Origin of the sequence: Bradyrhizobium sp. 2TAF36 (assembly GCF_052114925.1) — a bacterium.
GTDB classification, from domain to species: domain Bacteria; phylum Pseudomonadota; class Alphaproteobacteria; order Rhizobiales; family Xanthobacteraceae; genus Bradyrhizobium; species Bradyrhizobium barranii.
In genome coordinates, this window is sequence record NZ_JBFRFR010000058.1 from 48,621 (window position 1) to 61,307 (window position 12,687).

General features: G+C 65.7%; 14 protein-coding genes and 1 pseudogene. 11 read left to right on the forward strand and 4 right to left on the reverse strand.

Annotation, left to right across the window (positions count from 1 at the left end; all coding sequences use genetic code 11):
- Positions 1–26: 26 nt before the first annotated feature.
- From AB4Z51_RS29930 to AB4Z51_RS29950, 5 genes are all read left to right on the forward strand, one after another.
- Positions 27–689, forward strand: coding sequence for a glutathione S-transferase family protein (locus AB4Z51_RS29930; protein WP_135214879.1), 663 nt, complete (start codon positions 27–29; stop codon positions 687–689).
- An 89-nt stretch (positions 690–778) separates the two neighbouring features.
- Positions 779–1,147, forward strand: a complete 369-nt coding sequence (locus AB4Z51_RS29935) for a YidB family protein (protein WP_135214878.1) — start codon at positions 779–781, stop codon at positions 1,145–1,147.
- A gap of 205 nt (positions 1,148–1,352) precedes the next feature.
- Positions 1,353–1,544 carry a hypothetical protein gene (locus AB4Z51_RS29940; RefSeq protein WP_014494643.1) on the forward strand — a complete coding sequence of 64 codons (192 nt, stop codon included), beginning with the start codon at positions 1,353–1,355 and terminating at the stop codon, positions 1,542–1,544.
- Between the two features lie 157 nt (positions 1,545–1,701).
- Complete coding sequence (locus AB4Z51_RS29945; RefSeq protein WP_135214877.1) at positions 1,702–2,694, forward strand: hypothetical protein; 993 nt, start codon at positions 1,702–1,704, stop codon at positions 2,692–2,694.
- Positions 2,695–2,737: 43 nt separating this feature from the next.
- Complete coding sequence (locus AB4Z51_RS29950) at positions 2,738–3,178, forward strand: DUF1489 family protein (protein WP_135214876.1); 441 nt, start codon at positions 2,738–2,740, stop codon at positions 3,176–3,178.
- A gap of 9 nt (positions 3,179–3,187) precedes the next feature.
- Here AB4Z51_RS29950 and AB4Z51_RS29955 read toward each other — a convergent pair whose 3' ends face one another.
- Positions 3,188–3,937 (reverse strand): hypothetical protein, encoded by a 750-nt coding sequence (locus AB4Z51_RS29955; protein WP_135214875.1) that lies wholly within the window; start codon positions 3,935–3,937, stop codon positions 3,188–3,190.
- 76 nt (positions 3,938–4,013) lie between these two features.
- Positions 4,014–4,865, reverse strand: coding sequence for a pantoate--beta-alanine ligase (gene panC / locus AB4Z51_RS29960; RefSeq protein WP_135214874.1), 852 nt, complete (start codon positions 4,863–4,865; stop codon positions 4,014–4,016).
- A gap of 280 nt (positions 4,866–5,145) precedes the next feature.
- On the opposite strand from panC, the gene AB4Z51_RS29965 reads away from it, so the two are divergent.
- The 4 genes from AB4Z51_RS29965 to AB4Z51_RS29980 all read left to right on the forward strand — a co-directional run bounded on the left by AB4Z51_RS29965 (position 5,146) and on the right by AB4Z51_RS29980 (position 8,946).
- Positions 5,146–6,069 carry a division plane positioning ATPase MipZ gene (locus tag AB4Z51_RS29965; RefSeq protein WP_063982760.1) on the forward strand — a complete coding sequence of 308 codons (924 nt, stop codon included), beginning with the start codon at positions 5,146–5,148 and terminating at the stop codon, positions 6,067–6,069.
- Between the two features lie 342 nt (positions 6,070–6,411).
- On the forward strand, positions 6,412–7,272 hold the full coding sequence (locus AB4Z51_RS29970; protein WP_135214873.1) for an alpha/beta fold hydrolase: 861 nt from the start codon (positions 6,412–6,414) through the stop codon (positions 7,270–7,272).
- Between the two features lie 145 nt (positions 7,273–7,417).
- Positions 7,418–8,161, forward strand: a complete 744-nt coding sequence (locus AB4Z51_RS29975; protein ID WP_039147674.1) for a hypothetical protein — start codon at positions 7,418–7,420, stop codon at positions 8,159–8,161.
- A gap of 59 nt (positions 8,162–8,220) precedes the next feature.
- Positions 8,221–8,946, forward strand: a complete 726-nt coding sequence (locus tag AB4Z51_RS29980; RefSeq protein WP_063982763.1) for a DnaJ domain-containing protein — start codon at positions 8,221–8,223, stop codon at positions 8,944–8,946.
- A 218-nt stretch (positions 8,947–9,164) separates the two neighbouring features.
- Here AB4Z51_RS29980 and AB4Z51_RS29985 read toward each other — a convergent pair whose 3' ends face one another.
- Positions 9,165–11,015 (reverse strand): serine hydrolase, encoded by a 1,851-nt coding sequence (locus tag AB4Z51_RS29985; RefSeq protein WP_441498597.1) that lies wholly within the window; start codon positions 11,013–11,015, stop codon positions 9,165–9,167.
- 389 nt (positions 11,016–11,404) lie between these two features.
- On the opposite strand from AB4Z51_RS29985, the gene AB4Z51_RS29990 reads away from it, so the two are divergent.
- On the forward strand, positions 11,405–11,743 hold the full coding sequence (locus AB4Z51_RS29990) for a phasin family protein (protein WP_135214871.1): 339 nt from the start codon (positions 11,405–11,407) through the stop codon (positions 11,741–11,743).
- 39 nt (positions 11,744–11,782) lie between these two features.
- Here AB4Z51_RS29990 and AB4Z51_RS29995 read toward each other — a convergent pair whose 3' ends face one another.
- The gene (locus tag AB4Z51_RS29995; RefSeq protein ID WP_135214870.1) at positions 11,783–12,106 is read right to left on the reverse strand and encodes a hypothetical protein; all 324 of its coding nucleotides are present in this window, start codon (positions 12,104–12,106) and stop codon (positions 11,783–11,785) included.
- 408 nt (positions 12,107–12,514) lie between these two features.
- Here AB4Z51_RS29995 and AB4Z51_RS30000 point away from each other — a divergent pair.
- Positions 12,515–12,687, forward strand: a pseudogene (locus tag AB4Z51_RS30000) (ATP-dependent Clp protease adapter ClpS); the annotation flags it as partial.

The following is a 12,687-nucleotide window of genomic DNA, read 5'->3' on the forward strand; positions in this document are numbered from 1 at the left end:
AAAGGACCTAGGGAAGGACCAGCGACATGGCAGCGCTCAAGCTCGCGATCGGAAACAAGAACTACTCGTCGTGGTCGATGCGGCCATGGCTCGCACTGCGCGCCAATGACATCCCGTTCGTCGAGACTGTCATTCCGCTCTACACGGACAATCCCGCGGACAAGGATCAGATCCTGTCCTTCAGCCGCGCCGGCAAGGTGCCGGTGCTGGTCGACGGCGACATCACTGTGTGGGATTCGCTCAGCATCATCGAGTACGTTGCCGAGCGCTATCCGGAAGCGAAGCTGTGGCCCGACGATGTCGCCGCCCGCGCGCACGCCCGTTCGGTGTGCGCCGAGATGCATTCCGGCTTCATGGCCTTGCGCAACGAATGCGGCATGAACCTGCACCGCCCCGTGGGCGCCGTGACGCTGTCGGCGGACGCCAAGGCCAACGTCGCCCGCGTGCAGGAGATTTGGCGGGAGTGCCGGGCGCGCTACGGTGCCAAGGGACCGTTCCTGTTCGGCCGCTTCGGTGCAACGGATGCGATGTACGCCCCGGTCGTGCACCGTTTCCGCACCTACGCGATCGAGGTCACGCCGGAGACCAGGGCCTACATGGACACGATGATGGCGTTGCCGGCGTTCCAGGAATGGACCCGCGACGGAATCGCCGAAACGCTCGTCATCGAGAAATTCGAGAACGTCTGACCCGCGAATGTGATCGGGCGCCGCTTGACGATGTGCAGGCTGGCGGCGCTCAATCGCGGTGGAAGGACCGCTTGGGAGAGGGCAGGGGCATGGGAATTCTGGACTCGCTGGAAAACAACCCCGCGCTTCGCAGCGCGCTCGGCCAGCTCGGCGCCGCGGTCCTGCCGGCGGTGTTGAACGAGGTGCTCGGCAGCAACAATCAGGGCGGCCTCAGCGCAATCGTCGCGAAGCTTCAGCAGTCCGGCTTCGGTGACCAGGTCAAATCCTGGCTCAGCAACGGCCAGAACCTGCCGATCTCGGCCGACCAGCTCCGCGCGGTGCTCGGCAGCGACACGGTTCGGCAGCTTGCGGCGCGCTACAACATCCCGGTCGACCAGCTCGGCCAGATTCTGGCCCAGGAACTGCCCAAGGCCGTGGACCAGGCAAGCCCGGAGGGGCATCTGCCCCACACCGTCTGAGGGAGCCGGTTCCAGCGGTATCCTCCACCCACCGGTTCCCGCACTATCGTCCTGAAAATACTGCCGGATCGGCCTATTTGCCATGCCTGTATACCGCTGGCCAAAACGCCGCATTGCGTGCTATATGTCACGCCGGGTTTTCAGCCGGTCCGACGCAGTGGGACCCTGGGCACGGCCGGCGCTGTTTGAGTCATGGAGATGGGCGTTGAAGCATAAATTCCCCGTGGGAACGCGCGTACTGTTCACTGCCAGCAACGTCGCGCGCCCGGCTGCGAGTGGCTCATACGAGATCATCCGCCTGCTGCCGACGGATGGCGACGACTGCCAGTACCGCATCAAGAGTTCGACTGAAGCGTTCGAGCGCGTCGCCAAGGAAAGCCAGCTCGCCCAATCCTGACGGATGACGGTGCCGCGCGTTGACATCGCGAAGGAATTCGCTTCGCTCGCCGTCAAAAGGCCCCCTTCGCCTCGACATGGTGAACCGGGGGCAGTTGCCGACTCGCGGGGGCTCGCTTTGACCATTCGCTCTTTGCTGGCGTGAGGGGGCGTCGCGCATGAACTGGGCATGGGCCACTTCGTTCGACCAAATCTCGCGCCCGCAGGCCTTTCCGATGTGGATGATCCTGGTAGCCGCCGGCTTCCTCGGCCTGATTCTCCTGATTACGCTGGTGCGCGCCGAAAGGTCGGTTGCCAACGGCGCGCTGACCGTCATCGCGCTGCTTTCCATTGCCATCGCGGTAGCTGCCACCGTGCGCGTTTATGGTCCGGCGGAGGAGGCGCCGCCCGGCGAGGCGCGCGCGCAGAGCGCGGTCGTCGCCAGCCTGCCGGCGCTGTCCTGTCTCGACGATCTCGCCGGCAATGCCGTGGCGATTGGTTGCGAGAAGGCRCTGTTCGGCTCGCCTGACGCGGCGGCTGCGGCCGTCTCCTACACCGCCGCACGGATCGACCGGCTCACCGCGCTCGGCGATGCCGCGACCGCCGAGAAGAGCCTGACGCTGGACATGAAGGTGCTGCGCAAGGCGCTGGAGCGCGATCGCTACGGCCTCGTCGCGCAGGTGCTGGTTGCGCGCGACGGCTGCACGCAGTTCGACTGCGCCGCCTTCCGCTCGCTGACCGATCAGCAGCGGGTCGCCGCCAACATGGATTCCCATCTCTACGACACGCTGGTCGCACGCTATGCGCCGGGCTGGAACGCGCCCGCAACGGCCCCGGCGATGCCGGCCACCGCGGCGCTTGCCGGGATGCCGCCATCGATGCCGACGGGCAGGCCGACCAATGCGGAGTTCCCGAGCGCGTCTTCGACGCCGCCGGTGAGCATCATGAATCCGGAGCCGCCCACGGCGGCGGTGCGACAGGCGGCGCCTGCTGGAGGCGCAGCCTCGGCGCCGCGCGTGTCCGCTCCGACCTCGGCGCAGGCTGCTGCTCCTGCGGCGCCGGCTGCGAAGAAGCCGCCAGCGCCGAAGGCCGCGCGTGCGCCCGCCGCAGCACCGGTTCCGCTCGCCCCGCCGGCTCCGGCCCCGGCTCCTGCGGCTGCGGATAACGAATAGTTCGGCATTCCAAATGCGTGGCTGCCCGGCTAATGCTGGGCGCATGCCGCTACATCTGATCAAGCTCGCCGTCGGCTGCGACTCCGTCAAGGAATTGAAGGGGTGGGTCGCCGAACGGATGCAGACCGCCAAGAAGAAGGGTCTGCCGCAACATCACATCCACATCACCCGCATGGTGCCTAAGCGCGACGCCGAGATCCTGGCGGGCGGGTCGCTGTACTGGGTGATCAAGGGCGAAATCGCCGCGCGTGAAAAGATCATCGGCATCGAGCCGTTCCGCGACAAGGACGGCATCGGCCGTTGCCGGATCGTGATGCAGTCGAAGGTGATCTCGGTATCGCCGCGGCCGATGCGGCCGTTCCAGGGCTGGCGCTACCTCAGCGACGATTCCGTACCGCCCGATCTCGGCAAGTCGGCCGCCGGCTCGATCGCGGCGATGCCGGAGCCGATGCGGCGCGAACTGCGCGATCTCGGACTGCTCTGACGCAGCCGCTCATGGCGGCGTGACGATGTGCAGCCGCGCCCAGTCGGAGGGCGGCATCACGACCGGACGTCCGCCTTCGCCGATGGCGTCGATGATGTCGACCAGCTCGGGTTCGACGCCCATCTCGTGCAGGTACTTGCGATACTGCTCGCCAAAGATCGCCGTCAGGCTCTCGCGCTGTTCGGGCGCCACGTTGGGCGCGCGGCGATTGCGGATGGAGCGGCCGGCCAGCACCACCGTCGCACCTTGCGGGAGGCTGCGATTCACCCCGCCGGCGAGCATGAGGACGCACGCGAAATCGCACGCCGGATCCGGCAGGGATACCTTGGCGTCGAGCGGTCCGCCCGGGCGCTTCAGCGCAAAACAATCCGCCTCCGGCCTGCCGGCGCAGGCCCCGACCTCGGTCGCGCCGGCGGTGGCATCCAGGCGGCGGTCGCGCAGGATGCGGCCCATGCTGACCGCAACATTGAGGTTGGAGCCGCCCCAGCTATGGATGACGAGCGGCAGCTTGTGTCCCGCCTGGCGATCGAGAATCGCGATCAGCCGCTTGTAGCTGTCCCATTGCACCGTGCCCTCGGCGGCGATCCAGTCGGAGCAGCCCGGTCCGCAGGCCCCGGCGGGGCCATGGGCGACGTAGAAGATCATCGCATCTGGCGGCGACCCGTACAGGCCGATCGGCGGGCGCTGTTGTGCCTGGGCGGCAGTCGCGGCGACAAGCGCCAGCACGCCGTTCACGATCATCGTGCGGATGAATGACATGCCCCTGCCAGCCGGCTCGTTTCCTCGCCCCGATCATCCATCCGGGCGATGGAACGCGCAAGATCGAGCTCGGCGGTTACACCGCGATATTGTCGATCAGCCGGGTCGTGCCGAGCTTGGCCGCCACCAGGATCCGCAACGGGCCGTCCTTGCGCGAGGTGACCGGCGCGAGCGTCTCGGCATGGCGGGCCTCGAAATAGTCGAGCGCGAAGCCGGCCGCCGTGATCGTCCCGGCGCCGCGCGTCATCGCGGATGCGATCGCTTCGCCGGCGCGGATGAGCCCGGCGCTGTCCTTCATGGCGCGGTAAAGCGTGGTCGCGGTCTGCCGCTCCTCCGGCGAGAGATAGACGTTGCGCGAGGACATCGCGAGCCCGTCACGCTCGCGCACGGTGCGGGAGCCGGTCACCTTGACGCCGAGGTCGAGGTCGCGCGCCATCTGCGTCACCACCCGCAACTGCTGAAAGTCCTTCTCGCCGAAGATCGCGACGTCCGGCCGGCACTGCGTGAACAGCTTGCTGACGACGGTGGCGACGCCGCCGAAGAAGTGCGGCCTGAAGCGGTCCTCGAGGCCGGCCAGCGCCGGCCCCTCCGGCACGATGCGGGTCGCAAAGCCTTCCGGATACATCGCCTCGGCGCCGGGGTGCCAGACGATGTCGACGTCCTCGGCGGCGAGCTTGGCGAGATCGGACTTCCAGGTGCGCGGATAGGCACCAAAGTCCTCGGTCGGGGCGAACTGGGTCGGGTTGACGAAGATCGACACCACGACGCGACTCGCGCGCCGCTTGGCGAGGCGCACCAGCGACACATGCCCGTCATGGAGGGCCCCCATGGTCGGGACCAGCGCGATCGTGGCCTTTCGCTTGCGAAGATTGTCGACGGCGCGTCGCAAGGCGGGGACCGTGCGGGCGATCAAGGGGCTTCGTGACATCAGGACTCGACAGGGTTGGGAATGGGAAGCGGGCGCGTCCCGGCGCCCGGCCGGCTAACCTTAACAAGCGCCGATCGTGGACGCCATGCATTCGGAAGCGGCACAGCATCCCGCGCGAGGCCGCGAACGATGTCGCGACATGGCTGAATCACAAGCGAGAGATGGTGCCGTGATTCATTTCGAACACGGCGCGCTGCGATTTGCATTTACTGTCACGCATTTCACTTGACCGCAGACGCGRCCAACTCGAAGATATTCATCAGGGGTGTTGAGGATCGCTATGCTTGTGCAGGCTAGCCAAGGCCAATCCGGCTCGGCGCATGTCGTCGTGCTCGGCAACGAAAAAGGCGGCTCCGGCAAGTCGACCACCGCCCTGCACATCGCGGTCGCGCTGCTGAAGGCCGGCCAGCGCGTCGCCACGATCGACCTCGACTGCCGTCAGCAGAGCTTTACCCGCTACATCGGCAACCGTTCCGCCTGGGCGCGCCGCACCGGCCTCGGCCTCGAGCTGCCGGTGCATCGCTGCATCAAGCTCGGCGAGACCATGCAGATCGCCGAGAACGAGAATTCCGAGTTCCAGCAGTTCATGGAGGCGGTCTCGGCGGTCGAGAGCAATTTCGACTTCATCGTCATCGATACGCCCGGCACCGACAGCTATCTGATGCGCTTGGCGCACTCGATGGCGGACACGCTGGTCACGCCGATCAACGACAGCTTCCTCGATTTCGACGTGCTCGGCACCGTCGATCCCGCCAACTACGCAGTGACTGGCGAGAGCCACTATGCCGAGATGGTGCGGGATGTCAGGCGCAAGCGGCGCCAGCTCGACGGCTCCAGCACCGATTGGATCGTCGTGCGCAACCGCCTGTCGATGCTCGGCTCCCGCAACAAGCAGCTCGTCGCCGAGGGCCTCAAGGATTTGTCGCTGCGGCTCGGCTTCCGCTACGTCGACGGCTTTGCCGAGCGCGTCGTCTATCGCGAATTTTTTCCGCGCGGCCTGACCGCGCTCGACGAGATCGACGAGGCCACGCTCGGCATGCGGCCCAACCTTGGCCATCTCACCGCGCGGGAAGAGGTGACGGGCCTGCTCCGCCAGCTCAAGCTGCCGCTCGACGAACGCGGCCGCCGCCGTGCGGCAAATCGCGCCGAGTGGTTCAGCCAGGTCGACAAGCCGCTCGAGGTCCACGACATCCTCGGCGCCTGAGGCGGCGGTATATCGCTACTTCCAGCCGATTGAAGCTGCCGGTTCCCGCCGGAACTGAGTGCGGGCTTGGCCGTTTCACCCCGTGTTTACCGTGAAATTGAAGCCAATCGAGACCGGTTGCGTCGGATGGTAGCCTGCACCTGACGTAGCCGCCTGAGAACGGGATGCCCAAGAAACGCGTGCGGCGCACAATGAAAGGGCTGAAGGTTCACAATATTTAAGCTTCCTGTCACGCGGCTGTGACATATATTAGGGAATAGGCGACCAGGGGCCGAAGAGCCCCGGAAGAACACGATTTTCAACAGGGATTCAGGCCGCAAGAGCCTGAGGCTGAGGACGAAAATGAAGCGTGGAATTGCCGTTCTGGTTTCGGTTAGTGCCCTCTGCGGCGTCGCCTATGTCACGGCGAGCAAGTGGGCCATCAAGCACGAGACCGTCACCTTCTACGACGCCTCGCGCGACAACCGTCCCGTGCCTGTCGATATCGCGGTCCGCCGCGACAAGGAAATGCAGGCTAATGCCGGCATGATCACGCTGCCGGTTGCCGTGATCAATCACGGCAACACTGTCAAGAATACCGAGTACGGCTTCCTCGCCAACATCTTCGCGGCGCGCGGCTACATGGTCGTAAGCCCGCAGCATGATTTGCCGACCGATCCTCCCATGGTGACGAAGCCCGGTGAGCTCTATGTCGGCCGGCTGCCGCAGATCCTGCGCGGCGTTGCCAACATCCATCTCGCCATGCAGGAGATGAAGAAGGTTCAGCCCAACGCCGATTACGACAGGGTGACGATGGTCGGCCACTCCATGGGCGGCGACATCACGATGTATTTCGCCAAGCAGTATCCGGATGAGGTCAAGAAGGTCGTCACGCTCGACAATCTGCGCGTGCCCTTCGTCACTGCCGGCAAGTTCAAGATCCTGTCCTTCCGTTCGCAGGATCCGCAGTTCAAGACCGACGCGGGTGTCATCCCAACCGATGAGGAATGCGAGAAGGCCGGCATCCAGGTCGTGAAGACCGAATTCCAGCACAACGACATGCGCGACACCGGTCCGGATGCGGCGAAGAACTCGATCCAGAGCATGCTCGACAAGTTCCTGAGCGACGGCGATAGCGCCGTCGCGCCCGTCGATACGCGCTCGGCCCCGCCCAATATCCTGGAGCCTGGTCCGGTTGCTCTGATGGCGCCTGCCAAGAGCTGACACCGACACAGGCTGACACCGACACCGCTCCGATCGTCTGCACGACCTGCAAAGCCTCCGCCGGCATCCGCCCGCGGAGGCTTTGCACATTGACCGGGCCGCAGGCGCTATCCACATTAGCGGCTCACGCAAGAAGCGAGCAGGGATGCCCGGCGAACCCGTCAAACCGCGTGGCCGTGATGCCGTCTCGAGCCAAACCGGCGGCACGCTGCCTCAAGCCAGCACCGCGGAGGACATCGCCGCGTTCGTCGCCAAGGCGCGTGCGCTGTCGCCGCATGCCCCCGGCGCGAAGGGGCGGCTGATTTTCGCGCTGGATGCGACGATGAGCCGGCAGCCGACCTGGGACATGGCCTGCGCGCTCCAGGCGGACATGTTCCGCGAGGCCGCAGCGATCGGCAGCCTCGACATCCGGCTCGTCTATTATCGCGGCTTGAACGAGTGTCGCGCCACGGGCTGGATCTCCGACAGCGCGAAGCTCGCGACGTTGATGAGCAAGATCGACTGTCGCGGCGGCGACACCCAGATCGGCAAGGTGCTGAGCGACGTGCGGCGCGAGGCGGTCGCCTCGGGCGTGCGCGCGGTCGTCTTCGTCGGCGATGCCATGGAGGAGAAGGTCGACGAGCTCTGCGCCAAGGCCGGCGAGCTCGGCATGCTCAAGGTGCCCGTGTTCGTGTTTCAGGAAGGCGCCGACGCCGTGGCCGAGCAGGCCTTTCGCGAGATCGCGCGGCTGACCGGCGGGGCCTGGTGCCGGTTCGATCCCGGCGCGGCGGCGCAGCTTCGCGAGCTGCTGCGCGCGGCCGCGGCTTATGCCGCCGGCGGCCGCGAGGCGCTGTTGAAACTCGCCAAGAGTGCGAGCGGTGCGGCCAAGCTGATCGGGCAGATGAAGTAGCGGCCCGCGTCGGAGACGGACGCCATGCATTTTGCCGTGAGGACGACTATATTCCGGCCATGACCCTGATCGCCGGCGCCATCGCCGTTATCACGCTTTATCTGCTGCTCCAGATGTTCCGCTCCGCCAATCCGGCGGTGCTGGCGCGCACCATCAAGTTCGGTGGCGGCGTGGTGGCGCTCGCGGTCGCAGCGTTCACTGGCCTGCGGGGCGAGTTGGCGGTGGCGATCCCGCTCGGGATTTTCGGCGCCGGGCTTCTGGGCTGGACGCCGCTGGCCAATGCCGGCTTCGGCAATATCGGCGGGCTGTTCGGCGGTGGCGCAACGCGGCCGGCCGGACAGGCCTCGCGCGTACGCTCGCAATTCCTGGACATGCGGCTCGACCACGATTCGGGGCAACTCGCCGGCCAGATCGTCGCCGGTCCTCACGCCGGGCGCGATCTCCAGGAGTTCGATCTCGCTGGCCTGCTGGCGATGGCTCCGGCGTTCGACGCCGAGAGCGTGGCCCTACTTGAAAGCTATCTGGACCGCCGGTTTCCCGCTTGGCGTCAGAACGCGCAGGGCGATGCGGCAGGGCGGCAGCGCCGCACGGCGCCGAGCGGCAAAATGACGGCGGAGGAAGCCTATCAGATCCTTGGCCTGCAGCCGGGCGCGGGGCGCGACGACATCAGCCGGGCGCACAAGTCCCTGATGAAGAAACTCCATCCCGACCAGGGGGGCTCGACGTATCTCGCTGCCCGTGTGAACGAGGCCAAGGATACTCTGCTTCGYACGCATAACGGCTAACTCCGGCACTACGCTACAAACGCCCGTACCGCGTAAGCTCCGCTTGCTCTGTCTGCCGTCGCCCCGATGCCCGCCTTTGTCGGCGTGGTCGATCCCTTGAGTAAAGTTTTAACCGTAAATCCTTGACGAGAGGTTGTCGCGGAACTGGCATTGCCGCATCCCCCAAACAAAAATGCCCGCGAAAAGCGCGGGCATTTTGATTGGAGCGGTACGACAGATCAGTTGCGGACGGTGATGCAGGAGATGTCGGCGCGCTTCAGGGCGCGGCAGACGGCTTCGGCCTGGTCCCGCTCGAGCCCGGCGAAACGGGCCCGGTAAAGCTTGCGATTGTCCTTGGCGAGGACCGGCTCGGTGAACGGGTCGGCCTTGCTGAGCAGGCCGCGGGCCGAGCTGCGGGCGGCGTCGATGCGTTGCTGGGCTTCGTTCTCGCTCTCGAGTGCGCCGACCTGGACGATCCAGCCGCTATGGGTGACGACCGGCTTGGTGGTGGCGCTCATCTGGATCGGCTGCGGCACAGGATCGGCCGAAGCGAGCTTCGCAGCAGCCGGAGTGGGCGCGGCGGCCGTTGCGGCCGGCAGCACGCCGAGGATGCCGTTGCCGGTGCCGAAGCCCGCCGGCTGACGGGGCATCTCGGTGCGGGCGAGCTCGGCCTTCGGCGCTTCCGGCTGGCTCGCCATCTCGGGCTTGTTGATGAGATCGGCGCGGGCGACGACGGCGCCGGAGGTCTCCGCGACCTCGGAGCGGGCCGCAATCGTGCTCGTGACCTGCGGTGCGAGCTGAGCCGGGGCGGTGGAGGCAACCTTCACGGTGCCGGCCTTGACCTGAACAGTCTTCACCCGGACCGGCTTCATCGGCTCGGACGAGCCGGGGATGATGGAGAGCGGCTGGCTGGAGATCACGCCATTGGTGAGCGGCGCGGGCTCGATCCTGGATTCAGTCGGCCGAACCTCAGGCTTGCTGGTGTCAGGCCTGGCTTGAGCCGGCGGCATCGCGGCGGTCGCGGCCGCCAGCGCTGAGAGGCGCGAGGCGAGACGTTGCGGGGCCGTCTCGGGGGCAGGGGCGGCCGCGGCCTGCTGGACCTGCGGAGCGGGGCGGGCCGGGGTCTCCGATGCATCGGCGACGTCGGTATTGGCATCTGCGCCGTTGCGCTCGGTGACAGCGACGACGGTGTGGGTGGTGGCGCCCTTCTCGAGGTTCTCCGCGAGCAGGTTGCGCATGGTGGCGTCGCGCGAGCCGCCGCTGCGGCCGCCGAGCACCACGCCGATCAGGTGGCGGTTGCCGCGACGCATCGAGGTCACGAGGTTGAAGCCGGAGGCGCGGGTGTAGCCGGTCTTGATGCCGTCCACGCCCTCGACGCTGCCGAGCAGGTGGTTATGGTTGCGGATCGACTGTCCGCGCCAATTGAACGTCGAGGTCGCGAAATAGCGATAGTAGCGCGGGAAGCGCTCCTGGATGGCGCGGCCGAGCGTGGCCTGGTCGCGCGCGGTCGTGACCTGCTCGTCGTTGGGAAGGCCGTTGGCGTTGCGGTAGACCGTCTTGGACATGCCGAGCGAGCGCGCCTTGCGCGTCATCATCTGGGCGAAGTCGTCCTCGTCGCCGCCGATCGCTTCCGCGATCACGACGGCCGCATCGTTGGCGGAGCGGGTGACGAGGCCCTTGATCGCGTCCTCGACGCGGATGGTCTGGCCGGCACGGAGGTTCAGCTTGGTCGGATCCTGATCGGCGGCGTGCTGCGAGACCGGCATCTCGGTGTCGAGCTTCATCCTGCCGGACTCGAGGCGCTCGAACAGCAGATAGAGCGTCATGATCTTGGTGAGCGAGGCGGGGTGGCGGATTCCGTCTGGGCTCGTTGCCTGGAGCACGGAGCCGGAATTGCCGTCGACGATGATCGATGCGAATTTCGGGCTGGAGCTGTCGGACACATCGCGCTGCACCCGGTGGTGAGCGTATTGGCGCCGGTGACGCCGTGCCTCGGCAGCATCGGTGAAGATGACTACGGCGGTGACCGTAAGAAGCCCGAAAACGCCAACCCGCGCCAAGCGCGAGGAAGACAAGTTTTTACGAAGCATGAAACCCCGTCCCCGTTTCTGACTTGATCACCGGCCCGTGAGGCGAAATTGTGCCCACTCGACCCGGGATCATTACCTGCTCAGGCTGTCTCTCCGCTGGTGTTCGCTGCGGGAAACGTTGGGCCTAAGCCGCTGTTCTGGCTAAGGTGATGTTCTCGAACGGCTTTTGACCGTTCGCGGAAGCTGAACACGTCCAGGGAATCAGGGTAGGGGTCCGCGGTTTCCAAAAGCTTAAGGAACCATTGCGGGAAACCCCGGGAATCTCAGCGATTTGCATCTAATTTTGTGCGTCGCACAAGATTCTTGACTTTTTTGTGCGTTGCACTATTTTTGGGCGGAGTCAGGGAGCCGGGGCTTCCGGACCAAAGCCAGGGAAAAAGGATTCCGAAATGTTCAAGGTTGAAGACTTTCAGAGCTACGGGAAAGAGCAGTTCGAGCAGTGCGTTGCTTCCGCGACCTCGATGCAGCATGGCCTCCAGGCGATCGCCAGCGCGTATGGCGACTACACCAAGAAGTCGTTTGAAGACACCAAGTCCTTCGTCGAGAAGCTTTCCGGCGTGAAGTCGCTGGACAAGGCCGTGGAAGCGCAGACCGACTTCGCCCGTTCCAGCTACGAGACCTTCGTTGCGGAATCGCAGAAGATCGCCGGCCTTTACAGCGACCTCGCCAAGCAGGCGTTCAAGCCGGTCGAGATCATCGTTTCGAAGTTTACCCCGGCTGCCAACTAACTTCCTCTGGAACTCCTGGAATCGAAAAGCCCGGCTGGTTCAGCCGGGCTTTTTTTTGTCGCGACAGAGATCCGGTTCAGCGCGCCACGCGCAGCTTCGACAGCGACGTACCGGCGGCAACCCCACACGGTCTGACTCGCCGACATCACCGGACAGAACGCGTCGATGCCGCTCGCCTTGGCGTCGTCGCGCAGCTTCTTCCGCCGCGTGCGAGGCATTGCTGTACCACCAGCGATTCTGCGCATCGAGACCGCCGGCGAGGAGCACGAGGCCACTGAGCTGATCGACCAGGTTCTTCGCGGCCGTCGGCATCGCCGACATCTTGCCGTCCTGGGCCATCGAGCCGGCGTTGTCGAGCAGCATGGCGACGCGCATGCGCACCAGGGGCCACGCGATTGAACGGCAGCTCGATTGGACCGTAGAAAACCGGAGGTATCCCGCGAAACCGCCGCTGCCGCTTAACGGCCGGATTCCTAGTCAAGATGTTCTAAACGGTGCCGGCCGAAACTTTTGTCAAATCGGTCCGGATTGACTAACCTTGGTCAGGATCGCCGGACCGGGAATCGGGACTGCCTCGACCATTTTGGCCAGACCGTTGCACGCTTGCGGCGAGCCGGCGGCGGGCCCATATTCCCTACAATCGAGCCGGGCTTGACCGGACCGGTTGGAAGCGGTGATCCAACAAGGCGGCGCGCCCGTGCAAAGCTCCGAAGGGCGGGGCCGCGCGGCTGACCGTCACTCGCTTCCGTGGGGAATTTGAACGCCTGAGCCATGCCGCACCTGACTTTCAGACTAGACCTGTCCGCGCAAGCCGCTGCCCACGCTCCTCGTATGAGCAATGACGAGAACCGTTCGGGCGGACCGACGGGGCCGAATACGTCTGTCATCACCAAGGTCAAGCCGAAGACCAAGCGGCCGAACCTGTATCGTGTGCTGATCCTGAA

What these genes read in the sequence shown, in the direction of transcription:
- AB4Z51_RS29970 (WP_135214873.1), top strand. Translation starts at nt 6,412, where the DNA reads ATGAAGCGTGGAATTGCCGTTCTGGTTTCGGTTAGTGCCCTCTGCGGC.
- panC (WP_135214874.1), bottom strand. Translation starts at nt 4,865, where the DNA reads ATGTCACGAAGCCCCTTGATCGCCCGCACGGTCCCCGCCTTGCGACGC.
- AB4Z51_RS29990 (WP_135214871.1), top strand. Translation starts at nt 11,405, where the DNA reads ATGTTCAAGGTTGAAGACTTTCAGAGCTACGGGAAAGAGCAGTTCGAG.
- AB4Z51_RS29935 (WP_135214878.1), top strand. Translation starts at nt 779, where the DNA reads ATGGGAATTCTGGACTCGCTGGAAAACAACCCCGCGCTTCGCAGCGCG.
- AB4Z51_RS29995 (WP_135214870.1), bottom strand. Translation starts at nt 12,106, where the DNA reads ATGCTGCTCGACAACGCCGGCTCGATGGCCCAGGACGGCAAGATGTCG.
- AB4Z51_RS29950 (WP_135214876.1), top strand. Translation starts at nt 2,738, where the DNA reads ATGCCGCTACATCTGATCAAGCTCGCCGTCGGCTGCGACTCCGTCAAG.
- AB4Z51_RS29975 (WP_039147674.1), top strand. Translation starts at nt 7,418, where the DNA reads ATGCCCGGCGAACCCGTCAAACCGCGTGGCCGTGATGCCGTCTCGAGC.
- AB4Z51_RS29965 (WP_063982760.1), top strand. Translation starts at nt 5,146, where the DNA reads ATGCTTGTGCAGGCTAGCCAAGGCCAATCCGGCTCGGCGCATGTCGTC.
- AB4Z51_RS29985 (WP_441498597.1), bottom strand. Translation starts at nt 11,015, where the DNA reads ATGCTTCGTAAAAACTTGTCTTCCTCGCGCTTGGCGCGGGTTGGCGTT.
- AB4Z51_RS29930 (WP_135214879.1), top strand. Translation starts at nt 27, where the DNA reads ATGGCAGCGCTCAAGCTCGCGATCGGAAACAAGAACTACTCGTCGTGG.
- AB4Z51_RS29955 (WP_135214875.1), bottom strand. Translation starts at nt 3,937, where the DNA reads ATGTCATTCATCCGCACGATGATCGTGAACGGCGTGCTGGCGCTTGTC.